The 25,455-nt window shown below is 72.4% G+C and carries 23 protein-coding genes; 14 read left to right on the top strand and 9 right to left on the bottom strand.

Going from position 1 to position 25,455, the window contains the following annotated elements:
* From H0E84_RS17005 to trxA, 3 genes are all read right to left on the bottom strand, one after another.
* Window positions 1-2,058 carry a bifunctional serine/threonine-protein kinase/formylglycine-generating enzyme family protein gene (locus tag H0E84_RS17005; RefSeq protein WP_180679845.1) on the bottom strand — a complete coding sequence of 686 codons (2,058 nt, stop codon included), beginning with the start codon at window positions 2,056-2,058 and terminating at the stop codon, window positions 1-3.
* Window positions 2,059-2,329: 271 nt separating this feature from the next.
* Window positions 2,330-2,779, bottom strand: a complete 450-nt coding sequence (locus tag H0E84_RS17000) for a DUF4442 domain-containing protein (protein WP_180679844.1) — start codon at window positions 2,777-2,779, stop codon at window positions 2,330-2,332.
* Window positions 2,780-3,117: 338 nt separating this feature from the next.
* A complete protein-coding gene (gene trxA, locus H0E84_RS16995) occupies window positions 3,118-4,008 on the bottom strand; it encodes a thioredoxin (RefSeq protein WP_180679843.1) in 891 nt (296 codons plus the stop codon).
* A 164-nt stretch (window positions 4,009-4,172) separates the two neighbouring features.
* Between trxA and H0E84_RS16990 the strand changes: the two genes are divergently transcribed.
* Window positions 4,173-4,754: a DUF998 domain-containing protein gene (locus tag H0E84_RS16990; protein WP_180679883.1), complete on the top strand. Its 582-nt coding sequence runs from the start codon at window positions 4,173-4,175 to the stop codon at window positions 4,752-4,754.
* On the opposite strand, the gene H0E84_RS16985 is transcribed toward H0E84_RS16990, so the two are convergent.
* Window positions 4,735-4,986: a SemiSWEET transporter gene (locus H0E84_RS16985; protein ID WP_180679842.1), complete on the bottom strand. Its 252-nt coding sequence runs from the start codon at window positions 4,984-4,986 to the stop codon at window positions 4,735-4,737. The two genes, H0E84_RS16990 and H0E84_RS16985, sit on opposite strands and share 20 nt — an antisense overlap.
* A complete protein-coding gene (locus tag H0E84_RS16980) occupies window positions 4,983-6,290 on the bottom strand; it encodes a metal-dependent hydrolase family protein (protein WP_180679841.1) in 1,308 nt (435 codons plus the stop codon). Before H0E84_RS16980 ends, H0E84_RS16985 begins: the two co-directional genes overlap by 4 nt.
* Window positions 6,291-6,433: 143 nt before the next feature.
* On the opposite strand from H0E84_RS16980, the gene leuS reads away from it, so the two are divergent.
* From leuS to rlmH, 6 genes are all read left to right on the top strand, one after another.
* Window positions 6,434-9,196: a leucine--tRNA ligase gene (gene leuS / locus H0E84_RS16975; protein ID WP_180679840.1), complete on the top strand. Its 2,763-nt coding sequence runs from the start codon at window positions 6,434-6,436 to the stop codon at window positions 9,194-9,196.
* Between the two features lie 47 nt (window positions 9,197-9,243).
* On the top strand, window positions 9,244-9,750 hold the full coding sequence (locus H0E84_RS16970; protein ID WP_180679839.1) for an LPS-assembly lipoprotein LptE: 507 nt from the start codon (window positions 9,244-9,246) through the stop codon (window positions 9,748-9,750).
* A gap of 31 nt (window positions 9,751-9,781) precedes the next feature.
* Entirely contained in the window at window positions 9,782-10,816 is a 1,035-nt protein-coding gene (gene holA / locus H0E84_RS16965; RefSeq protein WP_180679838.1) for a DNA polymerase III subunit delta, read from the top strand.
* A gap of 64 nt (window positions 10,817-10,880) precedes the next feature.
* A complete protein-coding gene (gene nadD / locus H0E84_RS16960; RefSeq protein WP_180679837.1) occupies window positions 10,881-11,570 on the top strand; it encodes a nicotinate-nucleotide adenylyltransferase in 690 nt (229 codons plus the stop codon).
* 28 nt (window positions 11,571-11,598) lie between these two features.
* A complete protein-coding gene (rsfS, locus tag H0E84_RS16955; RefSeq protein ID WP_180679836.1) occupies window positions 11,599-12,015 on the top strand; it encodes a ribosome silencing factor in 417 nt (138 codons plus the stop codon).
* Window positions 12,012-12,482, top strand: a complete 471-nt coding sequence (gene rlmH, locus H0E84_RS16950) for a 23S rRNA (pseudouridine(1915)-N(3))-methyltransferase RlmH (protein ID WP_180679835.1) — start codon at window positions 12,012-12,014, stop codon at window positions 12,480-12,482. Before rsfS ends, rlmH begins: the two co-directional genes overlap by 4 nt.
* A gap of 4 nt (window positions 12,483-12,486) precedes the next feature.
* Here the strand turns inward: rlmH and H0E84_RS16945 are convergent, their stop codons facing one another.
* The 3 genes from H0E84_RS16945 to H0E84_RS16935 form a co-directional block, all read right to left on the bottom strand.
* Window positions 12,487-13,218 (bottom strand): energy transducer TonB, encoded by a 732-nt coding sequence (locus tag H0E84_RS16945; RefSeq protein ID WP_180679834.1) that lies wholly within the window; start codon window positions 13,216-13,218, stop codon window positions 12,487-12,489.
* Between the two features lie 219 nt (window positions 13,219-13,437).
* Complete coding sequence (locus tag H0E84_RS16940) at window positions 13,438-13,629, bottom strand: hypothetical protein (protein WP_180679833.1); 192 nt, start codon at window positions 13,627-13,629, stop codon at window positions 13,438-13,440.
* 1 nt (window position 13,630) lies between these two features.
* Window positions 13,631-14,368, bottom strand: coding sequence for an SIMPL domain-containing protein (locus H0E84_RS16935; RefSeq protein ID WP_180679832.1), 738 nt, complete (start codon window positions 14,366-14,368; stop codon window positions 13,631-13,633).
* Between the two features lie 122 nt (window positions 14,369-14,490).
* Here H0E84_RS16935 and H0E84_RS16930 point away from each other — a divergent pair, with 122 nt between their 5' ends.
* The 4 genes from H0E84_RS16930 (at window position 14,491) to tldD (ending at window position 22,185) form a co-directional block, all read left to right on the top strand.
* Window positions 14,491-15,129 (top strand): Maf family protein, encoded by a 639-nt coding sequence (locus H0E84_RS16930; protein WP_219339805.1) that lies wholly within the window; start codon window positions 14,491-14,493, stop codon window positions 15,127-15,129.
* A complete protein-coding gene (gene rng, locus H0E84_RS16925) occupies window positions 15,126-16,616 on the top strand; it encodes a ribonuclease G (RefSeq protein ID WP_180679830.1) in 1,491 nt (496 codons plus the stop codon). Before H0E84_RS16930 ends, rng begins: the two co-directional genes overlap by 4 nt.
* A 165-nt stretch (window positions 16,617-16,781) precedes the next feature.
* Window positions 16,782-20,651, top strand: a complete 3,870-nt coding sequence (locus tag H0E84_RS16920; RefSeq protein WP_180679829.1) for a YhdP family protein — start codon at window positions 16,782-16,784, stop codon at window positions 20,649-20,651.
* A 46-nt stretch (window positions 20,652-20,697) separates the two neighbouring features.
* Complete coding sequence (tldD, locus tag H0E84_RS16915; protein WP_180679828.1) at window positions 20,698-22,185, top strand: metalloprotease TldD; 1,488 nt, start codon at window positions 20,698-20,700, stop codon at window positions 22,183-22,185.
* A 169-nt stretch (window positions 22,186-22,354) separates the two neighbouring features.
* Here tldD and yjgA read toward each other — a convergent pair whose 3' ends face one another.
* Window positions 22,355-22,894, bottom strand: coding sequence for a ribosome biogenesis factor YjgA (yjgA, locus tag H0E84_RS16910; RefSeq protein ID WP_180679827.1), 540 nt, complete (start codon window positions 22,892-22,894; stop codon window positions 22,355-22,357).
* 71 nt (window positions 22,895-22,965) lie between these two features.
* On the opposite strand from yjgA, the gene pmbA reads away from it, so the two are divergent.
* The 3 genes from pmbA (at window position 22,966) to H0E84_RS16895 (ending at window position 25,455) form a co-directional block, all read left to right on the top strand.
* Window positions 22,966-24,333, top strand: coding sequence for a metalloprotease PmbA (pmbA, locus tag H0E84_RS16905; protein WP_180679826.1), 1,368 nt, complete (start codon window positions 22,966-22,968; stop codon window positions 24,331-24,333).
* Window positions 24,334-24,425: 92 nt separating this feature from the next.
* On the top strand, window positions 24,426-24,878 hold the full coding sequence (locus tag H0E84_RS16900) for a DUF4870 domain-containing protein (RefSeq protein ID WP_257644271.1): 453 nt from the start codon (window positions 24,426-24,428) through the stop codon (window positions 24,876-24,878).
* Window positions 24,879-25,026: 148 nt separating this feature from the next.
* A complete protein-coding gene (locus H0E84_RS16895; RefSeq protein ID WP_180679825.1) occupies window positions 25,027-25,455 on the top strand; it encodes a magnetosome magnetite crystal formation protein family in 429 nt (142 codons plus the stop codon).

Below are 25,455 nucleotides of genomic sequence, written 5' to 3'. Positions count from 1 at the left end.
TCAGGGCTCGCGCACCAGCCTGAAGCCGACGTCGTCGTAGCCGCGCGCGGCGTCGCCGTCGCGGGTGCCGGCGTCCTGGCGCCAGCTCGCGCCGCGGATCTGGCGGCGCGCGCAGCCGGCGCTGCTGCAATCGAGCAGCCACTCGGCGACGGCCGTGGCGCCGGCGTGGTGCGCCAGGCCGCGCGCCTCGCTCGCGGTGGGCAGCCGGTAGCGGTGGCCGTTGCGCTCGCCCAGCCAGCGCGCGTACGCGTCGGCATCGGCCCACGACACGCAGACCACGGCGTCGCCGCCGTCCTGCGCGTACCCCGGCGATGTCCAGTCGCGCGGCGAGAACACCCGCAGCACCGAGGCGCGCTCGCGGCACAGCGACGCGTCGCGGCCGGTGGCCCCGGCGAAGCGGCGGTACTCGTCGACCCCGACCGTGCGCCGCGCGATCGCGTAGGCGTCGTCGCCCTTGCGCATCACGATCATCTCCGCGGCCTCGCCGGGGATCCGCTCGCCGACGGCCGGAATCGCCGCGGCGCGCCGGCGCAGCGCGTCGACGGCGCCCTCGTCCAGAGCTGCGCTGCGCGCCAGTCCGGCCACTTTCAGCGCCGCGTCGCGGTCGAAGCGTGCGGCCTCGGCGTCGATGCGCGCAGTCATCGCCGCGGCCGCCTTGCGACGCAGATCGGCGAGGCCGGCGAGGGTGTCCGGAGGCATCCGTTCCGACATCCGCGCCAGCCGACGCAGCGGCTCCACCGCTGCGTCGGTGTCGCCGGCGCCGATCCTGCGCCTGGCCTCGGCGGCGAGCGCCGAGGCTAGCGCCGCAACCGCCTGCGGCAGTTGCAGGTGATCGGGGTCCGCCGCTGCGGCATTGGCGAGGTTGTCGAAGGCGTTGTCGTTGCGTGGCGCGTACAGGCGGCCCGCGCGGATCTGCCGCTCGGCGGCGGCGATCAGCCTGCTGGCCTGCGACTCCGGCGCGGCGCGCAGCAGCGCGTCGTCCGGATTGGCCAGCATGCCCGCCCCGCCCGCGGTGGGCGACGGCAGGCCCCGCCCTGCGGACACCTGGGCTTCGGCGTTGCCGGCACGAAAGAATTCGCTGCCGGGATCGCTGCCGGTCTGGCGCAGCGCCAGGCCGGCAGCGGCCGCGACGGCGAGGCCGGCGACGATCCACGACGCGCGCGGCAGCGCGCGCAGCCGCGCCGGGATCGTCCGGAGCGCGTCCTGCAGGGCGTCGGTCCTTCGCGGGCCGCGACGCGAGACGCGTTCGAGGGCGCGCAGCATGTCGTCGGCATCGAGGTGGCGCTTGAGCGGCCCCTTGGCCATCGCCTTGTCGATGAAGCGCTGCCAGTGGCGCAGCTGGCGCGGAAGCCTGGGAACCGGGTCCTGGGCATGCATCACCGCCATCGACAGCGCATCGCCGGCCTTGAACGGCAGCTCGCCGGTCAACATCTCCCAGGCCAGCACGCCGACGCTATAGAGGTCGGCGCGCGGGTCCACCTCCTCGCCGCGCGCTTGTTCCGGCGCCATGTAGGCGGTGCTGCCCAACGCCAGCCCGGCACTGGTGACGCGGCTGCCGTAGCCGCGACGCAGGGCGATGCCGAAATCCGCCAGCAGGGGGCGTTCGGCTTCGTCGAACAGGACGTTCTCCGCCTTGACGTCGCGATGGATCACGCCGCGCGCATGCGCGTAGGAGAGCGCGGAAAGCAACGCGCGCAGGATCTCGCGCACGCGTTCCTCGTGGCCGCGGAAATCGCGCTGCCCCAGGTGACCGCGCGGCATGTGCGGCATCACGTAGTAGGGCAGGTCCGCAGCGGTGCGGCCGATCTGGTAGATGCCGACGATGTGCGGGTGCTCGAGGCGTCCGATGGTGCGCGCCTCGTTCTCGAAGCGGCGCCTGCTGACCTCGTCCGACAGCGCCTCCGGGCGCATCACCTTGATCGCCACCTCGCGCCCGAGCGCCTCCTGTCGGGCGAGATAGACGGTCGACATGCCTCCGTGCGCGATCACGCGCAGCAGCCTGTATCCGGCAATCTCCGGCAGCGGCGCGTCGTCGCGCTGGCTCGATCCTTCCGACATCCGGCCCCCTGTCTCCATCGGGAAGCATAGCGATCCTGCGCCATGGCTTTGTGAACCCGGATCACGGGTCCGGAGCGTGCGCGCGAGCTCGGGCGCATGGCAGGACGAGGCGGGAATGGCGGGCCTGCCGGTGCGCGGAAGCAGCGCGCGGCCTCGCGTTCACCCCCGACGGGACGGGCTTGAGGATCTCGCTCTACGGGACGGCAGTGGACGAGTGGAGAGCGATGCTTCCCCCCGAACTGCGCGAGCCGGCGGCGGACTGGGGATTTTTCTAGCGCCCTTTCTTGCGGCGCACGTAGATCTGCTTGCGCAGCCGCGCGACCACCTCGCCCGCGGCGTCGACGATGTCGGTGGCGAACCAGTGCAGGTACTTGTCGCCGCCGGCGGTGGCCTGGCGCATCGTGCGCAGGATGTCCTCGTCGACGGCGAATTCCGCGTGGACCGTGCCGCGCCCGGGGCTCAGGAATTCGATCTCCGCGGCGCGGTCCCAGACCATGTAGTCGCGCCCGAGCGACTCCTTGACCAGCAGCATCCAGAACGGATCGGTCATCGAGAACAGGCTGCCGCCGAAGTGGGTGCCCACGTAGTTGCGGTTCCACGGACGCATCCGCAGCTCGACCCGGGCGCTGCGCCAGTCGACGCCGATGCGGTCGACGTGGATGCCCGAGAACAGGAACGGCGGCCACAGGTTCATGACCAGGCGCAGGGTGCTGGGCTTCATCGATGGCTAGGCCGATGGGCGGGATCCAAGGCTACCATACGCGATGGTATGGACCGTGCGGGGTCGGGATTCGAGCACCCGGCGCGGCTCCCGCCCCCGCGCGGTCGAGCGAAATCGCCCTTCGCTTCGCGACTGCCGAGGCCGCGCAGCCGAGGCCGCGCAGCCGAGGCCGCGCAGCCGAGGCGGAGCAGCCGAGGCGGAGCAGCCGAGGCGGAGCAGCCGAGCAAGCTCGGCTCTACGGGAGCTGCCATGCCCGGTCGGGGGGCGCCGCATCGCCGGCGGGGCGAGGCGTTCCGCAGCACCGGGCGCCTCCCAGGCGCGCGCCTGCCGGCTGCGGCTCAGAACAGCAGCGAAGCCATGCGCCTGCGGTAGCGGCCGACCAGCGCGGCATCGTCGATCACGCGGAAAGCGTCGATCAGCACCCGCCTGGGCAGCCCATCCTCGTATCCGGCATCGCGCTGCAGCATCTCGATGAACTGTTCGAGGCCCGCCTCGGCGTTCCCGGCGACGAGGCGATGGGCGCCGAGCAGGTGGCGGGCGCGCAGATCGTCGGGATCGGCGGAGACCGCCGCTTCCAGGGTCTCCGGCGGCGGGGCGTCCTGCAGCAGTGCGGCGAAGCCCAGGCTCGCACGCGCCCGTACGCTGCGCTCGTCGGTGGCCAGGTTGGCGGGCAGGGCGTCGAGCAGCCCCTCGGCCTCGGCGGCCGCGCCGGTACGCAGCAGAGCGAGGGCGAGGTCCAGCTTGAGCTCGTCGCGATCCGGCGCGGCTTCCACCTCGCGACGCAGCCGCTGCACCTCGGTGTGGGGGTCGGGCGGGGGAGGCGGGGCCGCATCGGCGCCGGCGGCCTCGATCCCTGCCAGCGCCGGCGCTGCCGGCTCGATGCCGTGGCGCTGCAGGAACTCGCGCAGCTGCCCCTCCGGCAGGGCGCCCGGGAAACCGTCGACGGGCTGGCCGCCGACCAGCAGGAACACGGTCGGAATCGAACGCACCTGGAAGGCCGCGGCGAGCTGCTGCTCGCTGTCCACGTCCACCTTGGCCAGCAGGAAGGCGCCGTTGTACTCGGCCGCCAGCTTCTCGAGGATCGGACCCAGGGTCTTGCACGGCCCGCACCACTCGGCCCAGAAATCGATCAGGACCGGAGTCTGCAGCGACTTCTGCAGCACTTCGGTCTCGAAATTGGCGGCGGTGGCGTCGAAGACGTGCGGATTGGCGGGGGACTCTGCGGACATTCGGCGATTTCCTGATAGCGTCAGGAGCAGATGGTGCCAGATGGCGGCGAATCCAACCGCCTGCGGTGCGGCCGGTCGCCGCCGGCGCCGGGCGGACTTCGCCCGCGCGCGCCGGGCGTGCGCGAGAATCCGGAGGAAACGTGACGGTCAACCGTTGGTGGTCGATGGCCCGGCATGCGGGATGGCTGGCGGGGGTGCTGTTCGCCGGAGCGGTGGCGGGCTTCGCGCTGCTGCCGCAGGGCTATTCGCACCTGCTGCACCCCGTGGCGCTGCTCGGTGCCCGCGGCGTGCCGGGCGCGACGGCGTTCAACGCGCTGGGGCTGGCGCTGCCCGGACTGCTGGCGGCGGTAGCGGCGCTCGCGGTCTACCGCGATCTGCCGCCGGCGTCGGGATGGGCTCCGCGCATCGGCGCGCGCCTGTTGCTGCTCTCGACGCTGGCGTTCGCCGCGCAGGGGTTCCTGCCGCTGGACCTGCGCGAACTCGACGGCGGCAGCGGCCGGCTGCACGGCAGCGCCTGGACGCTGTGGTGGGTGGCTTTCGTACCCGGAGCGCTGCTGCTGGCGGCGGTGCCGCGGCTGCGGATCGCCGGGCCGGTGGCGGCGGCAGCGGTCGCTGGGCTGGCGCTGGCGCCGCTCGAGTCGCTGCCGCCGGCGCTGGCGCAGCGGCTGGCGTTCGCGGCCTGGTTCGGCTGGCTGGCGCTGGCGCCGTGGCGGCTGGCGGCCGCGCTCAACCGTAGCGCAGCTTGAGCCCGAGGATGGTCGCCGCCAGCGCGAAGGTGACGCTGTTGGCGAGGATCATCGGCCAGGACATCAGCGCCACGCCATAGGCGAACCAGAACCCCACCCCGACGGTGAACACCACGTACATGCCGAGCGAGATGCTGCGGGTATCGCGGCTGCGCACCGTCTTGATCGCCTGCGGCACGAAGGCGATGCTGGTGAGCACCGCTGCCGCGTAGCCGAGCCATTCCGCGCTCATCGGGTCCCGGGGCCGAGAAACACCTCGCCGTCCTTCATCACGAAGCGCACGTCGAGCACGGCCTGGATGTCCTCCAGCGGATCGGCCGCCAGGGCGATGATGTCGGCGCGACGGCCCGGCGCGATCACGCCCTGGTCGTCCACGCCCAGCACCTCGGCGGCGTGCACGGTGGCCGCCTGCAGGGCCTCGGCGGCAGGCATGCCGGCCTCGACCATGTAGAGGAACTCGCGCGCGTTGTCGCCGTGAGGGCCTACGCCCATGTCGGTGCCGAAGGCGATCGGCACGCCGGCGCGCCAGGCGCGGGCGAAGGTCTCCTGGATCTGCGCGCCGATGGCCGCGGCCTTGGGCCGCACGATCTCCGGAAAGTAACCGTCCTCTTTCGCCTTGTCGGCGACGAAGCGGCCGGCGTGGATGGTCGGTACGTACCAGGTACCGCGCTGCTTCATCAGCCGCATCACCTCGTCGGTCATGTGAGTGCCGTGCTCGATGCTGGTCACTCCCGCCTCGACCGCGCGCAGCATGCCCTCGGTGCCGTGGGCGTGGGCGGCGACGCGGTAGCCGTAGTCGCGGGCGGTTTCGACCACCGCGCGCACCTCGTCCTCGGTGAACTGCGGAGCGTCGCCGGAGCGGGCGTAGGAGAGCACTCCGCCGGTGGCGGTGATCTTGATCACGTCGCTGCCGTCCTTGTAGCGCTGGCGCACCGCCTGACGCGCGTCGTCGGCCGAGTTGATCACCCCTTCGGTCGGACCCGGCGGGCCCATGAGGTGCGACAACATCGAGTTGTAGCCGTTGCTGGGATCCGCATGGCCGCCGGTGGTGGCGATGGACTTGCCGGCGGCGAAGATCCGCGGCCCCCGCACCAGGCCCTGATTGATCGCGTCGCGCAGGTGCGGCGCGACCTCGCCGCCGAGGTCGCGGACGCTGGTGAAGCCGGCCAGCAGGGTCTTCTCGGCGTAGCCGACCGCGCGGAACGCGTAGTCCACCGGGTCCAGCCGGAACCCCTCCGAATAGCTCTGCGGGCTCGATTGCGAACCCAGGTGCACGTGCAGGTCGGTCCAGCCGGGCAGACAGACGCGGTCGCGCAGGTCGATGTCCTCGACGCCCTGGACGCTGGCATTGCCGCCGGAGACCAGCGAGTCGATGCGGCCGTCGCGCACCAGGATCGTGTGCGGCCCCAGCATCCGCCCGCTGCGCGCGTCGAACAACTTGCCGCAGTGCACGGCGCTGGGCCCGGCCGCCGCCGCGGCGACGGGGAGGAGCAGGGCCAGGGCAGCGAGCGCGGCGCGGACGTTGGGTACGGACATGGTGTGGTTCCCCGGTGAAGAGGCGTGAATTGAAGCACAGCGCGGCCGGCGCCGGGGCCGGGGCCAGGCCCGGGGAAGGCCCCCGCGCCGGCGCGTGGCGGGGCGTGTTGCGCTGCGGTACGCTTGCCGGTCCTCGTCCCGCGATGCCCGCCGTGTCCGAAGCGTCTCCCGCAGCCGATCCGTCCGCCTACCAGCCCGCCGCCCTCGAGACGGACGCCCAGCGCTTCTGGGACGCCACTCGCGCTTTCGAGGTCGGCGAAGACGACCCGAGGCCGAAGTTCTACTGCCTGTCGATGCTGCCGTACCCGTCCGGGGCCCTTCACATGGGCCATGTGCGCAACTACACCATCGGCGACGTGATCAGCCGCTACCAGCGGATGACCGGCAAGAACGTGCTGCAGCCGATGGGCTGGGACGCCTTCGGCCTGCCCGCCGAGAATGCGGCGATCAAGAACCGCACGGCGCCGGCGAAGTGGACCTACGCCAACATCGACCACATGCGCGCGCAGCTCAAGTCGCTGGGCTACGCGATCGACTGGAGCCGCGAGTTCGCCACCTGCCGGCCCGACTACTACGTGCACGAGCAGCGCATGTTCGTGCGCCTGCTGAAGAAGGGCCTGGCCTACCGCCGCAATGCGGTGGTCAACTGGGACCCGATCGACCAGACCGTGCTGGCCAACGAGCAGGTCGTCGACGGCCGCGGCTGGCGCTCGGGCGCGCCGGTGGAGAAGCGGGAGATCCCGCAGTGGTTCCTGAAGATCACCGACTACGCGCAGGAACTGCTCGATGGACTGGAGACGCTGGAGGGCTGGCCGGAATCGGTGCGCACCATGCAGCGCAACTGGATCGGCCGCAGCGAGGGGCTGGAGATCGCCTTCGACATCGAGGGCCTGGACCAGCGCGTCGAGGTCTACACCACGCGCCCGGATACGCTGATGGGCGTGACCTTCCTCTCGGTCGCCGCCGAGCACCCGCTGGCGCAGCACGCCGTCCGCGGCAATCCGGAGCTGGCGGACTTCGTCGCGGAACTGCGCCGGGGCGGCGTGTCCGAGGCCGAACTGGAGACCCAGGTCAAGCGCGGCATGGACACCGGCCTGCGCGCGGTGCATCCGCTGACCGGCGAGCGCATCCCGGTCTGGGTGGCCAATTTCGTGCTGATGGGCTACGGCACCGGCGCGGTGATGGCCGTCCCCGGCCACGACCAGCGCGACTGGGAGTTCGCCAGGACCTACGGGCTGCCGATCCGCATGGTGGTGGTGCCGAACGAGGTGCGCGATGCCCTGGACGAGGTCGGTCGCGACGTCGACAGCCATGCCGACCCGATGCGCAGCGCCCTGGGCGGAGCCGGCGCCGTGGACGCCTACGACACCCGCGCCGCCGTCCAGGTGGTCGAGGACTTCCAGCGCGGCATCGCCGAGCAGGGCGCCTGGACCGGCCGCGGCTGGCTGGTCAACTCGGGCGAGCTGGACGGCATGGATTTCCAGCAGGCGTTCGACGCCCTGGCCGCGCGCTTCGAACGCGAGGGCCGCGGCGGCCGGCGGGTCAACTTCCGCCTGCGCGACTGGGGCGTGAGCCGGCAGCGCTACTGGGGCTGCCCGATCCCGGTGATCCACTGCCAGGCCTGCGGCGTGGTGCCGGTACCGGAAGACCAGCTGCCGGTGCTGTTGCCGGAGGACGTCGAGGCGGCGTTCGCCAGCGGCCTGGTGCAGTCGCCGCTCAAGGCTGACCCCGAATGGCGCAGGACCAGCTGCCCGCAGTGCGGCGGCGGCGCCGAGCGCGAGACCGACACCTTCGACACCTTCATGGAGTCGAGCTGGTACTACGCCCGCTACACCTCCCCGGGCGCCGCCGACATGGTCGATGCCCGCGCCGACTACTGGACGCCGGTGGACCAGTACATCGGCGGCATCGAGCACGCGATCCTGCACCTGCTGTACTTCCGCTTCTACCACAAGCTCATGCGCGACGCAGGGCTGGTGCGCAGCGACGAGCCTGCGGTCAACCTGCTCACCCAGGGCATGGTGATCGCCGAGACCTTCTACCGCGACCAGGACGACGGGTCGAGGGAATGGATCAATCCCGCCGAGGTGGAGGTCGAGCGCGACGAGCGGGGCCGCATCGCCGGCGCACGGGCGAAATCCGACGGCGGGCCGGTGCATGTCGGCGGCATCGAGAAGATGTCCAAGTCGAAGAACAACGGCGTCGACCCGCAATCGATGGTGGACAAGTACGGGGCGGACACGGTGCGGCTGTTCTCGATGTTCGCCGCGCCGCCGGAGCAGTCGCTGGAATGGAACGAGGCCGGTGTCGAGGGCATGGCGCGGTTCCTGCGCCGGCTGTGGGCGCAGGTGGCCCGCCATGGCGCCGGGGGCGCGGTGCCGGCGCTCGACCGCGAGGCGCTGACGGCTGCGCAGGCGACCCTGCGGCGGCAGCTGCACGAGACCATCCAGAAGGTCGGCGACGACTACGGCCGCCGCCACAGCTTCAATACCGCGATCGCCGCGGTGATGGAACTGCTCAACCACCTGGCGAAATTCGAGGATCCCAGCGGCAACGGCCGCGCGTTGCGCCAGGAGGCCTTCGAGGCGATCGTGCTGCTGCTCAATCCGATCACCCCCCACGCCAGCCACGCGTTGTGGCAACGACTCGGCCACCCCGAGACCCTGCTCGAGGACCTGCCGTTCCCGCAGCCGGATCCGGCTGCGCTGCAGCGCGACGCGGTGACCCTGGCGGTGCAGGTCAACGGCAAGCTGCGCGGCACCATCGAGGTGGCGGTGGACGCCGACCGCGCGGCGATCGAGGCCCAGGCGCTGGCGGAGCCCAATGTCGGGCGCTTCATCGGCGACGGCACGGTGCGCAAGGTGATCGTGGTGCCCGGCAAGATCGTGAACGTGGTGGTTGCCTGAACCGCGATGATCTTGCCGCCAGCCGCCGCCTCGGCCAGACTCCGGCCATGATCCGGTCCATCGCTCTCGCGTTCCTCGCCCTGGCCCTGGCGGCCTGCGGCTTCCATCTGCGCAGCGCGCTGTCGCTGCCGCCCGATCTCGGCCCGATCCAGGTGGTGGCGCGGGACCCGTACAGCCCGCTGCCCGAGGCGCTGGTGCAGTCGCTCGCGCGCGCCGGGGCGGACGTCAGCCGCGCCAGCCGCGAGCGCGGGGACGTGGCCACGCTGGCGATCCTTTCGGAGCGATGGGCGTCCACGCCGATCAGCATCGACGCCCGCGGCCGGGCACAGGAGTACGCCCTGCGCTATGCGGTGGTCTTCAGCCTGCGGGACGCCGACGGCGAGGACATCGTGCCGCAGCAGGCGGTCGAACTGGCGCGCGACTACATCGCCAGCCCCGACGACCTGATCGGTACCGACAGCGAGCGCGACCTGCTCGGGCGCGAGCTGGAGCGCGAGATGACCGCTTCGATCATCCGCCGCATCGACGGCGCTTCGCGCCAGCCGATGCCGTGACCGCGGCAGCCGCCCGCATCCCGCCCCCGCCGTGGAACTGACCCCGGAACGCCTGGCGGCCCAGCTCGAGGGCGGGACGCTGAGCCCGGCGTACCTGATCGCCGGCCCGGAGCCGCTGCGGGTGCTGGAGGCGGCCGACGCGGTGCGTGCGAAGGCGAGAGCCGAGGGCTATGCCGAGCGCGAGGTCTTCGAGGCCGACGGCCGCGGCTTCGACTGGGGCGCCGTCGAGGCGACGTTTCGCGCACCCAGCCTGTTCGCCACCCGACGCGTCGTCGAGGTGCGCCTGCCGACCTGCAAGCCGGGCAAGGAGGGATCGGCGGCTATCGCCGGGTTCTGCGCGGATCCGCCGGCCGACGTGCTGCTGCTGGTCACCGGCGGCGAGTGGAGCCGCCAGCACGGCGGCAAGTGGAGCGAGGCGATCGGACGGATCGGCCACGTGGTGGTGGCCTGGGCGGTCAAGCCGCACGAGATGGCCGAATGGATCGAGCGGCGCCTGCGCAGCCGCGGCGTGGCCGCGGACCGCGACGCGGTGCTGCGCCTGGCCGAGCGGGTCGAGGGCAACCTGCTGGCCGCGGCGCAGGAGATCGACAAGCTGGCGCTGCTCGCCGACGGCACCCCCCTCGATGCCGCGCGCATGGAAGCGCTGGTGGCCGATGCCGCGCGCTACGACGTCTTCCGCCTGGTCGACGCCGCGCTCAACGGCCAGCCCGCGCAGGTCTCGCGCATGCTCGGCGGCCTGCGGGCCGAGGGCGAGGCGGTGCCGGCGCTGATGGGCATGGTGGTGATGGAACTGCAGCGCGCCGCCGCGCTGGCGCAGGTGCAGGCGCGCGGAGGCAACCTGGCCGGAGAGTTCCGCGCGCAGCGGGTCTGGGAATCGAAACAGGCGGTGTACCGGCGCGCGCTGCAGCGCCACGGCGCCGGCCGGTGGGAGCGGTTCCTGGCCGAGGCAGGGCGCATCGACCGCATCGCCAAGGGCCGCGCCGCCGGGGATGCCTGGCAGGTGCTCGAGCGCCTGCTGCTGGCGGTCGCCGAGCCGCGCGCGATGACGCTGCTCGGGCAGGGATGACCGTGCGGGTCCATCCGCGGCGGCCGCGATCCGCCCGCCGCAGCGCGCAGGTGGGGTCCGTAGCATGAGCGGCGCCGTCGAGACATCCGGGCGCCCGGGACTGCTGCTGCTGTACGGCGGCACCTTCGACCCTGTGCACAACGGCCACCTGGCCATCGCCCGTGCCGCGCGCGATCGCCTGCGCCGCCCGGTCCGGATGATGCCGGCGGCCGACCCGCCGCACCGGCCGCCGCCGGGCGCCGACGCGCGGCACCGCGCGGCGATGCTGCGGCTGGCGGTGGCGGAAGAGCCCGGCCTGAGCGTGGATCTGCGCGAGCTGGAGCGCGACGGCCGCAGCTACACGGTCGATACCCTGCGCGCGCTGCGTCGCGCAGAACCGGCCGCCCCGGTGGCGTTGCTGATGGGTGCCGACAGCTTCGCCGGGCTGATGTCGTGGAAGGATTGGCGCGATCTGTTCAGCCTTGCCCACCTGGTGGTCGCCGAGCGTGCCGGAAACGCGCTCGACGATCTGCCCGCACCGTTGGCGGCCGAACTCGACGCGCGCGGATGCGCGGACCCCGCGGCGCTGGAAGGCGGGCCGGCCGGCCGCATCCTCCGCCTGGGCCAGCCGCTGAGCGGCGAATCGGCCACCGGCCTGCGCGCGCTGGTCGCCGCCGGCGGCGACTGGCGTGCGCTGGTCCCCGCGCCCGTGGCCGGCTACATCGACCGCCACGGCCTGTATCGTGACGGTGGCGACACGGCCGCTCCGCTATAATCCGCCGCTCATCCCAGAGTCCAGCGCTTTGACCAGCCCCGCACACGTCATCAAGACCCGCCTTCCCGATCCGCCGCCGCCCGTCGAGGTGCTGCTCGCGCACGTGCGCAACGCCATCGACGAGCTCAAGGCCAAGGACGTCGTCGAGATCGACGTGCGCGGCAAGACCAGCGTCTGCGACTACATGGTGGTGGCCTCGGGCACCTCCAGCCGCCACGTCAAGTCGATCGCCGAGGAAGTGGTCCGATACGCCAAGCGTCTCGACGTGCAGCCGCTCGGCGTCGAGGGCGAGCGCGAGGCGGAATGGGTGCTGGTCGATCTCGGCGACGTCGTGGTGCACGTCATGCTGCCGCGGATCCGCGAGTTCTACGCGCTCGAGCGCCTGTGGACGGTCGGCGACCAGCCGCCGGAGGATGGCGACGGCGGGAGTGCCGCCCCGCGTTGAAGGCGCGGCTGGTCGCCGTTGGCGAGCGACCGCCCGCGTGGGTGGCCGAAGGCTTCGCCGAGTACCGCAAGCGGCTGTCGCACTGGCTGCCGCTGGAACTGGTCGAGATCGAGCCCGGCCTGCGCGGCAAGGGCCGCGACGCCGCGCGCGCGATGCACGACGAAGGCGCGCGGGTGCTGGCGGCGCTGCCCAGGCAAGCCCAGGTAGTGGCGCTGGACGGCCGCGGCCGCGACTACAGTTCGGAGCAACTGGCGCAGCGGCTCGAGCACTGGCGTGGCCTGGGGCGCGACCTGGCGCTGCTGGTCGGCGGCCCCGAGGGCCATGCCCCGGAGGTGCTGGCGCGCGCCGACGAGCGCTGGTCGCTGGGCCCGCTGACCCTGCCGCACATGCTGGTGCGCCTGGTCGCCGCCGAGCAGCTCTACCGCGCCGCTGCGATGCTCGCCAACCACCCCTACCACCGCGCCTAGCGGCTCATCCCCGCTCCAGGCTGAAGTCGATCGGCACCAGGCCGATCGCCTGCACCGGCTGCCCGTCGCGTACGGCCGGCCGGAACCGCCAGTTGCGCAGCACGTGGCGGCGTGCGCTGGCGTCGAGCACGCGATGGCCGCTGCTCTGGTGGATGCGCACCTCGATCGGCGTGCCGTCGACGTCGACCAGGACTTCGAGCAGTACCGTGCCCTGCAGGCCCTTGGCGAGCGCTTCGTTCGGATAGCGTGGCGCCGGGGCGCTGGCGTATTCCAGCCGCATGCCCTGCGCCGGAGTCGCCGGGTCGTCGAATGCCGGGGCTTGCGGTCCCGCCGGCAGCGGCTCGACGATCGGGGTGGCGGCAAGCGGGCCCGTATCCACCACCACCGGCGCGATCGCCGGCGCCTCGACCCGGGGCGGGGAATGGGTCCGGATCTGCGGGGGCACGGGCTGCTGCGGCATCACCTCCACCTGTGGCGGCGGTGGATCCGGCGGCAGCGGCCGCGGCTCGATCCAGCGCATTTCGAGCTGGCCGGCCTCCGGCGGCGCGATCAGCCCCGGGTTGGCCATCGGAACCAGCAGCAGGGCCAGGGCGACGATGTTGAGCAGCAGGGTGCCGCTGATCCCGGCGATGCGCACCGGGTCCGGGTGCGGAGGGGCGCCGCGTACGGACGGCGCTGCATGGGCGTGTGCGCGGGAGTGCGGGCGGGCGTGTGCGTGGGCGTGCTGCGGGACCATGATCCACCTCCGGGTTGTCGTGCGTGACGGACAACGGCCGGACGGGCGGTGCGGGGTCAGGCGGTTCCGCATCCGGCGACCGGCTCGACAGCGGTTTCACGCTGCGCCGGCGGGGCGGTTCAGGCAAGCCGCGCGCGGACGGCCGGCGTGGCGAAAGCGACGGGCGGTCGCCTCGCCGCTTCCGCCCGTCGCCTGCCACCGGTGTCCGCGCGGACGCGGTCAGTCGTCCTCGGCCGGATCCGCATCGTCCTCGGGATCGCGCTCCAGGCCCCCGGCGTCCGGATCGGTCTTCGGCGGCTTGCCGACGTTGCGCGCGTCGTCGCGGTCGCGTGGCAGACGTTCGGCGTAGCCCGACTTGTCGTCGTCGCGGCCGGCGGGGGTGGACTTGTCGGGGTTCTTTTCCGGAGTCACGTCAGCGTCCCAGTTCGAAGACGACGTCGAGATTGGCGGTCAGCGTGCTCTCGCCGGGCGAGACCGGGCTGGAGGCCGCCATGTCCATCGCCTCGGCCTGCATCCGCATCATCGGCCTCGGCGGCGGCATGAACCCGCCGCCTTCGCTGATGCTGACGATGCGGCGCACGCGCAGGCCCAGGGATTCGGCATACATGTCCGCACGCTCGCGCGCCTTGACCAGGGCGGCGCGGCGCGCCTCGTCGTAGGCTTCGTCGGGCTGGTCGATCTCGAAGCTGGGTCCGTTCACCTGGTTGGCGCCGCTGGCGACCAGGGCGTCGAGCACGTCGCCCAGCGAGCCGATGTCGCGGACCTTCAGCGAAACGGTATTGCTGGCCTGGTAGCCGGTGATGGTCGGCGCTTTGTCGCCATCGTGGCGGTATTGGGGGTGGACGTTCAGGCCGCTGGTCTGGGTGTCCTTCTCGGCGATGCCGGCCTTGCGCACCGCCGCCATCAGCTGCTGCATCTGCGCGGCGTTGGCGCGCAGCGCGGCATTGGCATCGGGCGCCTGGGTGACCACGCCGGCCGAGAGGGTGGCCACGTCGGGAACCCGGCTGGCCTCGGCCTGGGCCGAGACCGAAAGCAGGGTGCCGTCGGTGACGGCGGCCTGGGGGCCGGTCGGTGTTTGCGCGACGGCGACGGCGGCGGGGGCGGCCAGCGCGGCGGCCAGCAGCAGGGGCAACAGGGCGTGACGGGTCATGCGGATCTCCTCGATCGATGGGGGACAGGGTCGAATCCAACCGGTGAACGGGTCGTGAGCCGGAACGGGGTCGAAGCGGGCGAAGGCGCGGTCGCGCCGGGGCTGCGGGGTATCCTGTGCGGATGCTGCATCTCGCCTCGAAATCCCCCCGCCGCCGCGAACTCCTGGAGCGCCTCGGCGTGCCGTTCGTGCCCCTTCACGTCGACGTCCCGGAAGTGCGCGCGGCTGGCGAGTCGCCCGAAGCCTACGTGCGCCGGGTGGCGCGCGACAAGGCGCGCGCCGGGTTACGGATGCTCGGCGCCGCCGGCGGAGGACCCGCCGTGCTCGGTGCGGACACCGAGGTGGTGCTGGACGACGTGGTGTTCGGCAAGCCCGTCGACCGCGATGATGCCGCGTCGATGCTGCGACGGCTGTCGGGGCGTGACCATCTGGCGATCTCCGCGGTCGTCCTCGCCGCGGCGGATACCGAGCGCGAGGCGGTCGCGGTGACGCGGGTGCGCTTCGCGCCGCTGTCCGAGGCGCGCATCGCCGCCTACGTCGCCGGAGACGAGGCCATGGGCAAGGCCGGCGCCTACGCCATCCAGGGCGCGGCCGAGGCGTTCGTCGAGCGACTGGAAGGCAGCTATTCGGCCGTGATGGGGCTGCCGCTGTTCGAGACGGACCGCCTGCTTCGCGCCGCCGGCCTGCTTCCCGTGGATGCCGACATCGGCGCTGGCGCCATCGCGGACATCGCCGCCGATGCCGGGATGGCGGCGCCGTGACCGAGGAGATCCTGGTCAACGTGACCCCGCGCGAGACCCGCGTTGCGGTGGTCGAGAACGGCATGCTGCAGGAACTGCACATCGAGCGCGGCTGGAGCCGCGGCGTGGTCGGCAACATCTACAAGGGCAGGGTGCAGCGGGTGATGCCCGGGATGCAGGCGGCGTTCGTCGAGATCGGCCTGGACCGCGCCGCGTTCCTGCACGCCAACGACGTGATGCGATCCCTGCCCCCGGCCGAGATCGAAGGCGAGCCGGCGGCGCTGTCGGTGCCGCCGCCGGTGCTGCCGATCGCCGAGCTGCTGCGCGAGGGCCAGGACGTGGTGGTGCAGGTGGTCAAGGAGCCGATCGGCTCCAAGGGCGCCCGCCTGACCACCCAGATCAGCATTCCCTCGCGCTACCTGGTGCTGCTGCCGCAGTCGAGCGTGGTCGGGGTCTCGGCGCGGATCGAGGACGAGGCCGAGCGCGCGCGGCTCAAGGGCCTGGTGGCCGAACTGGCGCTGGCCGGCTCCAGCCACGGCTACATCGTGCGGACCAACGCCGAGGGCCAGCCGGCCGAGGCGCTGGCCGAGGACATCGCCTACCTGGCGCGGGTCTGGGCCCTGGTCGAGCAGCAGGTGCGCGAAGCGCGCGTTGGCGCCTGCGTGTACGAGGATCTCACCCTGCCGATGCGTGCCGTACGCGACCTGATGCGGCGCGACGTGGAGAAGGTGAAGGTCGACTCGCGCGAAACCTGGCAGCGCCTGCGCACCTTCGCCGCCCAGTACATGCCCGGCCTGGCCGAGAAGATCGAGCACTACGGCGGCGAGCGGCCGGTGTTCGACCTGTACGGCGTCGAGGACGAGATCCAGCGCGCGCTGGACAAGGAGGTGCCGCTCAAGTCGGGCGGCTACCTGGTCATCGACCAGACCGAGGCCATGACCACGGTCGACGTCAACACCGGCTCGTTCCTGGGCCAGCGCAATCTCGAGGAAACCGTCTACCGGACCAACCTCGAGGCCGCGCAGGCGGTGGCGCGCCAGCTGCGGCTGCGCAACCTGGGCGGAATCATCATCATCGACTTCATCGACATGGTCGATCCGGAGCACCGCCGCCAGGTATTGCGCACGCTGGAGAAGTCGCTGGCGCGCGACCATGCCAAGACCACGGTGTACGACTTCTCGCCGCTGGGCCTGGTGGAGATGACCCGCAAGCGCACCGTGGAGAGCCTGCAGCGCCAGCTCAGCGAGCCGTGCCACGCCTGCGGCGGTCGCGGCATGCTCAAGACCTCGGAAACGGTGACCTACGAGATCTTCCGCGAGATCACCCGGGCGGTGCGCCAGTTCGAGGCGGCGCGGCTGCTGGTGATCGCCTCGCCCAAGGTGGTGGCGCGCATCACCGACGAGGAATCGGCGGCGGTGGCCGAGCTCGAGGAGTTCCTGGGCAAGTCGATCCGCTTCCAGCCCGACGAGCAGTACCTGCAGGAACAGTTCGATGTCGTGCTGCTCTAGGGCCGGGAATCGGGAATCGGGGATCGGGAATGGGCAGGTCCATGTCGATGCTCCCGGATCGTGCAAGCGGGGAATCGACGTTCCCAGGCACTCCTCGACAGCGCTTTTCCGATTCCCGATTCCCGGTTCCCGATTCCCGGCGCCACCGGCGCGCGAAGCGCGCCGGTGAGCCTGCTGCGCCATCGTCTGCGGGCGCTGCGCCGCGTGCTGTGGCTGGGACTGGCCGTGGTGCTGGTGTTGATGGCGCTGACCGCCGGCATCACCAGCCAGATGCTGCCGCTGGTGGAGCGGCATCCCGATCGCGTCGCGGACTGGCTCGGCGAGCGCGTCGGCCGCAAGATCGGATTCGACAGGCTGGAGACCGAGTGGACCAGGCGCGGGCCGCTGTTGCGCCTGGACGGTCTGCGCATCGGCAGCGGCGAGGATGCGGTGCAGGTCGGTGCCGCCGAGATCCTGGTCGCGCAGTATGCCGGGCTGCTGCCGGGGCGCTCGCTGACCGAGTTGCGCCTGCGCGATCTCGCGCTGACCCTCGAGCGCGACGGCGACGGGCGCTGGAGCGTACGCGGCCTGCCGGGACACGACCGGGCTGACGACGACCGCTTCGCGGCGCTGGAGCGGCTCGGCGAGCTGCATGTGATCGGCGGCAGCCTGACCGTGCTGGCCCCGGAGCTGGACATCGACGCCACGGTGCCGCGGATCGATCTGCGCCTGCGCGTGGACGGCCGCCGGGTGCGGGCGGCCGCGCGCGCCTGGATGGCCGACGACCGCGCGCCCGTCCACGCGGCGTTCGACCTGGAGCGCGACGGGGGCGACGGCCGCGCCTACGCCGCGCTACGCGACGCCGACCTCGATCGCTGGGCCCCGCTGATGCGCTACGCCGGAGTCGCCGTCGACGACGGCCACGGCCGTGCCGAGGCATGGGCGACGCTGCGCGGCCATCGCATCACCGCGCTCGGCCTGCGCGCGACGCTGGAGGAGGTCGGGCTGCGCTCGACCCGCACCGCCGGCGGAGCGCCGTCGCGCGTCGATTTCGCAGCGATCCGCACGCAGTTGCACTGGGTCGATACCGGCGGCGGCTGGCGCATCGACGTACCGCTGCTGCGCATCGCCGGCGACGATGGCGAAGAACGATCGCTCGACGGGCTGCTGCTGGCGGCCGGCGAGCGCTACGCCTTCGCCGCCGAGCGCCTCGACGCCGGGCCGGCGCTGGCGCTGCTGGCACTCAGCGACCGGATCCCGGCCGGCCTGCGCGACTGGCTGCGCCGGGCGCGGCCCGCCGCGGTACTGGGCGATGTCGAGCTCGCCGGCATGCGCGGCGGTGCGCTGCGGCTGCACGCGCGCATCGAAGACCTGGCCTTCGCCAGCGTCGGCGACCGCCCCGGGATGCAGGGCGTGAAAGGGGCGCTGCACGGCAGCGGCGACGGCCTGGTGCTTTCGTTCGATCCCGACGCCGGGGTGCGCGTGGACTGGCCCAGCGGGTTCGGCGAGGCGCACGACATCGCCCTGCGCGGCGACCTGGTGGCCTGGCGCGACGACGGCCACTGGCAGGTGCAGACGCCGGCGCTGCGGATCGACGGCCGCGGCTACGGTGCCGACCTCCGTGGCGGCCTGCGTTTCGGCGCCGGCCGGCCGCGCATCGATCTGGCCGCCCGTCTGGACGATGCGCACGTGTCGGTGGCGAAGCGCTTCTGGATTCGCCATGAAATGTCCGAGGCGACGATCGACTGGCTCGATTCGGCGCTCGTCGACGGCATGGTGCGCAACGCGCGTGCTGTGGTCTCGGGCGACCTCGACGATTGGCCGTTCCGGGCGGCGGGCTCGGTCCCGGCGCCGGGCCTGTTCCACGCCGAGGCGGAGCTGGACGGGGTGGAGCTGAAGTTCCAGCCAGACTGGCCCGCTGCGCAGGGACTTTCCGGCACGGTGCGGTTCATCGCCGACGGCTTCGACGTGCGCGGGCGCGGCGCGCTCGGCAAGGTGGCCTTCAGCGGGCTCGAGGGCGGCATCCCGCGCTTCGGCCGCGCGCTGCTGCAGGTGGAGGCGCGGACCGGCACCGATGCGGCTGCGCTGCTGGCGCTGTTGCGCGAGAGCCCGCTGCAGGGCCTGAGGGGCGGAGCGCTCGACCAGCTGGCAGTGGCCGGCGCCGCCGATGCGAGCTTCGCGATGACGCTGCCGCTGCACGGCGGCGGTGGCGGGCCGCGCATCGACGGCCGCGTGCAGCTGCACGGCGCGCGTGCGCGGATGCCGGAATGGGGCCTGGTTCTGGACGAAGTGCGCGGCGAGGCTCGCTACGATGAGCACGGTTTCGCCGCCGAGCGCCTGACGGCCCTGCAGCAGGGCCGGCCCGGCACCCTGGTGCTGCGCGCCGGAGCAGGGCATGTGCGCGATCCTGCCCAGGCCTTCGAGGGCGAGCTGCACGCCCCGCTGGATGCGGCCGAGCTGCTGGCGCAGGCGCCGGAACTCGCCTGGCTGCGGCCGCACGTGCGCGGCGTTTCCGACTGGACCGTTGCGGTGGCGGTCCCGGCTTCCGCGCCCCCGGGGCGGCCGTCCGCACCGGCACGCCTGCACATGGCGTCCGAGCTGGCCGGCACCGCCCTGCAGCTGCCCGCGCCCCTGGACAAGCCGGCGGCGGCGGCGCTGCCCAGTCGCATCGAGACCCCGCTGCCGCTCGGCGATGGGGAGCTGTCGGTCCGGCTCGGCGAGCGCCTGGCGCTGCGCTCGCGCGACGGCACCAGCATCATGCTCGGTGGCGCCGAGGCGGCCGCGCCGCCGGACGCCGGCCTGACCATCGGCGGCCGGACCGCCGCGCTGGACGCGCTGGAATGGGCGGCGCTGGCGGTGGCCGCGGCCGGCGTCGGCGACGGTGGCGATCCCGCTGCGGCGAATGCGGGCGGCGGGCCCGACCTGCAGCGCATCGACCTGCAGGTCGACCGCCTGCTGCTACTCGGGGGCGCGTTCCCCGAGACCGCCATTCGCGGCGCCCGCGAAGGCGTCGCCACCACCCTGCGTTTCGACGGCCCCGCGCTGGCGGGCGCGCTGTCGCTGTCGGGCGGACCCGCTGGCGCGCTCGCCGGGCAGTTCCAGCGCCTGCACTGGCGCGATGCGGCCGGGCCGCGCGCTTCCGCGCCCCGACCGGAGGACGCGCCCCGGGCGGATCCTGCGGACCCCTCGCAGGCGATGGATCCAGCGCGCATCCCGCCGATCGACCTGCGGGTCGGCGACCTGCGCGTACGCGGGGTGGAACTGGGCGAGGCCGCGCTGCGTACCCGCCCGACACCGGGCGGGTTGCGCGTGGAGCAGCTGCAGACGCGCTCGGCACGCCAGCGCATCGATGCGGACGGCGACTGGACGGGCCGCGGCGGCGGCGCCCGGACCCGCCTGGCGATCGATATCGGCAGCAAGGATTTCGGCGAGTTGCTCGGCGGACTGGGGCTCGCCGGCCGCATCCGCGGCGGCGAGGGCGAGGTGCGGCTGGACGGGGCCTGGCCGGGCAGCCCCGCCGGGTTCCGCGCCGAGGCCGTGAACGGCACCCTGGCGCTGAAGGTGAAGGACGGGCAACTGGTCGAGATCGAGCCCGGCGCGGGCCGCGTGCTCGGCCTGCTCAGCGTCGCCGAGCTGCCGCGGCGCCTGACCCTGGATTTCCGCGACTTCTTCGAGAGGGGTTTCGCCTTCAACCGGATCGCCGGCGAGGTCCGATTCGATCGCGGCCGGGCGCGCGCCGACGACCTGCTGATCGACGGCCCGGCGGCCGAGATCCGCATCGCCGGCAGCGCCGACCTGCGTGCCCGGACCTACGACCAGACCATCGACGTGCTGCCGAAATCGGGCAACCTGTTGACCGCGGTCGGCGCGATCGCCGCCGGGCCGGTGGGCGCGGCGGTCGGCGCGGTGGCCAACGCGGTGCTCAGGAAGCCGCTCGGCGAGCTCGGTGCGACCACTTACCGGGTCACTGGCCCGTGGAGCGAGCCCAAGGTGGAGGTGATCCGCCGGGAGCCGCCGCGCGTGGCCGATCGCGATGCCCGGCAATCGGGCGGCTGACCGTGGCCGCTTGCCATCCGCATCCCGCACCCCAAGATCGAGAGCCATGACCGACGACACGACCCGGACCGCCATCGCCGCCGCGCAGGACCCGCTCGCGCTCGCCCGCAGTCGCCTGCTGGGCCCCGCAGGCCTCGACGAACGCGGCCTGGAGCGCGCATTCGCCGCCCTGCTCGGCCCGGGGGTCGATTTCGGCGACCTCTACTTCCAGCACACCCGGCGCGAGGGCTGGACGGTGGAGGACGGCATCGTCAAGGACGGGGCCCACTCGATCGAGCAGGGCGTGGGCGTGCGCGCGATCTCCGGCGAGAAGACCGGCTTCGCCTATTCCGACGAGATCAATGCCGATGCGCTGCTGGCCGCGGCGGGCTCGGCGCGGGCGATCGCGCGCAGCGGGAACGCCCACGGCGCCCGGGGGCTGGTCGCCGGGGCAGGGCGTTCGCTGTACCGTCCGGAGGATCCGATCGATGCGCTGGGCAGTGCCGTCAAGGTGGAAGCGCTGCGCCGGGTCGATCGCATGCTGCGCGCCGCCGACCCGCGGGTGCGCCAGGTGGTCGTGGCCCTGAGCGCCGTGGTGGACACCGTGCTGGTCGCACGCAGCGATGGCGTGCTGGCCGGAGACGTCCGGCCGCTGGTGCGGCTGAACGTGCAGGTCATCGTCGAGCAGGGTGGGCGCCGCGAATCCGGCTCCGCGGGCTACGGAGGCCGCTACTCGTACGCGGAACTGCTGGCCGCCGACCGTCCGGAGAGCTTTGCGCGCGAGGCATTGCGCCAGGCGCTGGTGAACCTGGAGGCGGTGGACGCGCCGGCCGGGGTGATGCCGGTGGTGCTGGGCGCCGGCTGGCCCGGGGTGCTCCTGCACGAGGCCGTCGGCCACGGGCTGGAAGGCGACTTCAACCGCAAGGGCACCAGCACCTACGCCGGGCGCATGGGCCAGCGCGTGGCCGCGCCGGGCGTCACCATCGTCGACGACGGCACCCTGGAGGCCCGCAGGGGCTCGCTCAACATCGACGACGAGGGTACGCCGACCCAGTGCACCACGCTGATCGAGGACGGCGTGCTCGCCGGCTACATGCAGGACACGCACAACGCCCGGCTGATGGGCGCGCGGCCCACCGGCAACGGCCGCCGCGAGTCGTACGCGCACCTGGTGATGCCGAGGATGACCAATACCTACATGCTGGGCGGCGCCCACGAGCGCGAGGAGATGATCCGCTCGGTGAAGAAGGGCCTGTACGCGGTCAATTTCGGCGGCGGCCAGGTCGACATCACCAGCGGCAAGTACGTGTTCTCGGCCACCGAGGCGTACCTGATCGAGGACGGCCGCGTCACCGCGCCGGTCAAGGGCGCGACGCTGATCGGCAACGGCCCGGAGACGATGCAGCGCGTGACCATGGTCGGCAACGACTTCGCTCTCGACGACGGCGTCGGCGTCTGCGGCAAGGACGGCCAGAGCGTGCCGGTCGGCGTCGGGCAGCCTTCGCTGTTGATCGACCGGCTGACGGTGGGCGGAACGCAGGCCCAGGAGCCGTGACTGGTGATGGGAGATTGGCGATTGGCGATTCGAAAAAGCGCCTCGCCCCGGAAAAAAGGGGGTCAGAGTCAGTTTTCGGAGGAAGATGCCGGGTCGATTCAGGATCTCGATCCGAAAAATGACTCTGACCCCTTTTTCTTCGACCCCTTCTTTTCGGCTTTTCGATTCCCTATTCCCTATTCGCGATTCCCGGCTGCTCCAGCAGCTCGCGCAGCAGCCGGAACAGCTCGCGCTGCGCCCGCGGCGGCTTGCCGCGGCGGTGTTCTTCCAGCGCGTTGCGCACCAGCTGGCGCAGGTGCTGGCGGTCCACGGCCGGGTGGGCGTCCAGCAATTCGGACAGCGCCGCATCGCCGTCGGCGAGCAGGCGCTCGCGCCAGGCCTCGGCGCGGTGCAGCAGCGCGGTTTCCTGGCGCGCCGCCTCGCCGCCGGCTTCCAGGGCGTCGCGGATCGCCTGCAGGGTGGCGTCGTCTTCGCGCCGCATCTGCTTGGCCAGGAACGCCAGCTGGCGCTTGCGGGCGATGTGCGAGGTGATCCTGCGCGTCTCCAGCACCTGCGCCAGCAGCGCCTCCGGCAGCGGCAGCTGCTGCAGTTGCGCCGGCGACAGTGCCGCAAGCCGTTCGCCCAGCTCCAGCACTCCGAGCGCTTCGCGCCGCTGCTGGCTGCGGCTGGGGCCGAGGTACTCGCCGCTGTCTTCGTCGATGCCGCGCATGCGTCCTTCCGCAGGGGGCGACGCCGCGACGCGGAGCCGCCATCCGAACCAGAGCCAAGGATAAGTCATCGATGACCGATATCGCCCTCACGCCCGTCACGTCCGACGATTCCGCGCTGCGCCTGGAGCGGATGCGCGAGACCGCCCAGCGGATGCTGGCGCTTGCGCGCGCGGCCGGCGCCTCGCAGGTCGAGGTTTCGTGCACCGAGGAGCGCGGCCTCACCGTGGGAGTGCGCATGGGCGAGGTGGAGACGGTGGAGGCCACGCGCGACCGCGGCATCGGATTGACGGTGTACTTCGGTCGCCGGAAGGGCACCGCGAGCACCGCCGACCTGCGCGAGGAAAGCCTGCGCGCCACCGTCGAGCAGGCCTGTGCGATCGCCCGCTTCACCGAGGAGGATCCGGCCGCCGGACTTGCCGACGCGGCGCTGATGGCCGGCGAAGTGCGCCAATTCGACACCTGGCATCCGTGGGCGCTCGACGCCGAGCGCGCCGCCGCGCTGGCTCTGGCCTGCGAGGCCGGCGGACGCGACTACGACGCACGGATCGCCAACTCCGACGGTGCATCCGTCGGCAGCGGCGAGTCGCTTTCGGTGTATGCCAATTCCCACGGCTTCACCGGTGTCGATCGCGACACCCAGCACAGCATCGGCTGCGGACTGATCGCCGGGCGCGGCGATCGGATGCAGCGCGACGGCTGGTACAGCATCGGCCTTGCCGAGGGCGACCTCGATGCGCCGGTCGCGATCGGGCGCAAGGCCGCGCAACGGGCGTTGGCGCGGCTGGATCCGCGCCCGGTGCCGACCGGGAAGTACCCGGTGTTGTTCGCTGCGGAGATGGCGCGCTCCCTGGTCGGCCACCTGCTCGGTGCGGTCTCTGGCGGTGCGCAATACCGGCGCGCGAGCTTCCTGCTCGACAGCGTCGGCGAGCGGCTGTTCCCGGAATGGATGACGATCCGCGAACGGCCGTTCCTGATGCGCGGCTTCCGCTCCACCAGCTTCGACGACGACGGCGTGGCCACGCGCGAGTCGCCGCTGGTCGAGGACGGCGTGCTGCAGCGCTACGTGCTCGGCAGCTATGCGGCGCGCAAGCTCGGCCTGCGCACCACCGGCAACGCCGGCGGCGTGCACAACATCGAGGTGGCGTCCAACGCCGGCGGCTTCGAGGAGCTGGTACGCGGGATGGGCCGCGGCCTGGTGGTGACGGAACTGATGGGGCAGGGCGTCAACCCGGTGACCGGCGACTATTCGCGCGGCGCTTCCGGGCTCTGGGTCGAGGACGGCGCGGTCGCCCATGCGGTGGACGGGATCACCGTGGCCGGCAACCTGCGGGCGATGTTCGGCGGTGTCGAGGCGGTGGGCAACGACGTCGATCCGCGCTCTCACATACGCACCGGTTCCATCATGATCGGCCGGATGACCGTCGCCGGCGGCGATTGACGTTAAGCTTGGGGGATGGGACTCGGTCCCAACGGCCGCCGGGAACGCGCCTGTCCCGGCGGGTGAAACGCGTCGGCGCAGAGGGGGCTTTCATGACCGATCCACACGAAACCGCACCACCACCACCACCGGCGCCGCCACCCGCGCCCGCACCCGAGCACGCCAGCGGCATCGGCGCCGAGGAGCGGCAGTGGGCGATGTTCGCGCATCTGTCCGCGCTGCTGGGCGGCCTGGTCACGGCCGGCTGGGCGGGCAGCATCGGATGCTTCATCGGTCCGCTGGTCATCTGGCTGGTGAAGAAGGAGACCATGCCCTTCGTCGCGGACCAGGCCAGGGAGGCGCTGAACTTCAACATCACCCTGGCGGGGCTGTTCCTGGTGCTGTTCATGCTCGGCATCCTGACCTTCGGCATCGGCTTCCTGATCGTCATCCCGCTCATGCTGATCATTGGCGTCGCGGCGCTGGTGTTCATCGTCATTGCGGCGATCAAGTCCAACGAGGGCGTGGCCTACCGCTATCCGTTCGCCATCCGGCTGGTCAAGTAGCGCCTCCGCGACGGCGGCCGGGCGCCGCGTGCACGGCCGGCATGCCCGGCATAGGCCATGAGTTGGCTTGAGCGCGGGAGCCGTGGCCCCATCATCGACTATGGCCGGACAATCTCCTTCCGGCGGGAGTCGAGCGATGGAACCTACCGTGCAAACCGCGAACCCGGCCGCCACGGAGCGGCAGTGGGCCGCCGCCGCGCACCTCGCGGCGCTGATCCTGGCGCTGATGACCAGCTGGCTGGTGGGCGTGGCCGGTGTGGTGGGCGCAGGCATCGTCTATCTGCTCAAGCGCGACGATTCGCCGTTCGCGGCCGAACACGCGCGCGAAGCGGTCAATTTCAACCTCAGCATGCTGATCTACGCCGCCGTCGCGCTGGCCGCGGGCGTTGCCCTGGTCGGTGCGACGGTGCTGACGCTGGGGCTGGGTGCGATCCTCACCATCCCGGCGGGCATCGTACTGCTGCTGCTGATCGCGGCGATCGCCCTGCTGTGGCTGGTGTGCAGCATCGTCGCCATGGTCAAGGCCTGGAACGGCGAGACCTACCGCTACCCGCTGAGCATCCGCGTGCTGACCTGA

Origin of the sequence: Luteimonas salinisoli (assembly GCF_013425525.1) — a bacterium.
In the GTDB taxonomy this organism is placed as follows: domain Bacteria; phylum Pseudomonadota; class Gammaproteobacteria; order Xanthomonadales; family Xanthomonadaceae; genus Luteimonas; species Luteimonas salinisoli.
Note: the sequence above shows the minus strand (reverse complement) of the source record. Positions and strands in the feature narration are given on the sequence as shown.

Coding starts and splice junctions, on each gene's coding strand:
- H0E84_RS17005 (WP_180679845.1), bottom strand. CDS start 2,058: ATGTCGGAAGGATCGAGCCAGCGCGACGACGCGCCGCTGCCGGAGATT.
- H0E84_RS17000 (WP_180679844.1), bottom strand. CDS start 2,779: ATGAAGCCCAGCACCCTGCGCCTGGTCATGAACCTGTGGCCGCCGTTC.
- trxA (WP_180679843.1), bottom strand. CDS start 4,008: ATGTCCGCAGAGTCCCCCGCCAATCCGCACGTCTTCGACGCCACCGCC.
- H0E84_RS16990 (WP_180679883.1), top strand. CDS start 4,173: ATGGCCCGGCATGCGGGATGGCTGGCGGGGGTGCTGTTCGCCGGAGCG.
- H0E84_RS16985 (WP_180679842.1), bottom strand. CDS start 4,986: ATGAGCGCGGAATGGCTCGGCTACGCGGCAGCGGTGCTCACCAGCATC.
- H0E84_RS16980 (WP_180679841.1), bottom strand. CDS start 6,290: ATGTCCGTACCCAACGTCCGCGCCGCGCTCGCTGCCCTGGCCCTGCTC.
- leuS (WP_180679840.1), top strand. CDS start 6,434: ATGCCCGCCGTGTCCGAAGCGTCTCCCGCAGCCGATCCGTCCGCCTAC.
- H0E84_RS16970 (WP_180679839.1), top strand. CDS start 9,244: ATGATCCGGTCCATCGCTCTCGCGTTCCTCGCCCTGGCCCTGGCGGCC.
- nadD (WP_180679837.1), top strand. CDS start 10,881: ATGAGCGGCGCCGTCGAGACATCCGGGCGCCCGGGACTGCTGCTGCTG.
- H0E84_RS16945 (WP_180679834.1), bottom strand. CDS start 13,218: ATGGTCCCGCAGCACGCCCACGCACACGCCCGCCCGCACTCCCGCGCA.
- H0E84_RS16935 (WP_180679832.1), bottom strand. CDS start 14,368: ATGACCCGTCACGCCCTGTTGCCCCTGCTGCTGGCCGCCGCGCTGGCC.
- H0E84_RS16930 (WP_219339805.1), top strand. CDS start 14,491: ATGCTGCATCTCGCCTCGAAATCCCCCCGCCGCCGCGAACTCCTGGAG.
- tldD (WP_180679828.1), top strand. CDS start 20,698: ATGACCGACGACACGACCCGGACCGCCATCGCCGCCGCGCAGGACCCG.
- yjgA (WP_180679827.1), bottom strand. CDS start 22,894: ATGCGCGGCATCGACGAAGACAGCGGCGAGTACCTCGGCCCCAGCCGC.
- pmbA (WP_180679826.1), top strand. CDS start 22,966: ATGACCGATATCGCCCTCACGCCCGTCACGTCCGACGATTCCGCGCTG.
- H0E84_RS16900 (WP_257644271.1), top strand. CDS start 24,426: ATGACCGATCCACACGAAACCGCACCACCACCACCACCGGCGCCGCCA.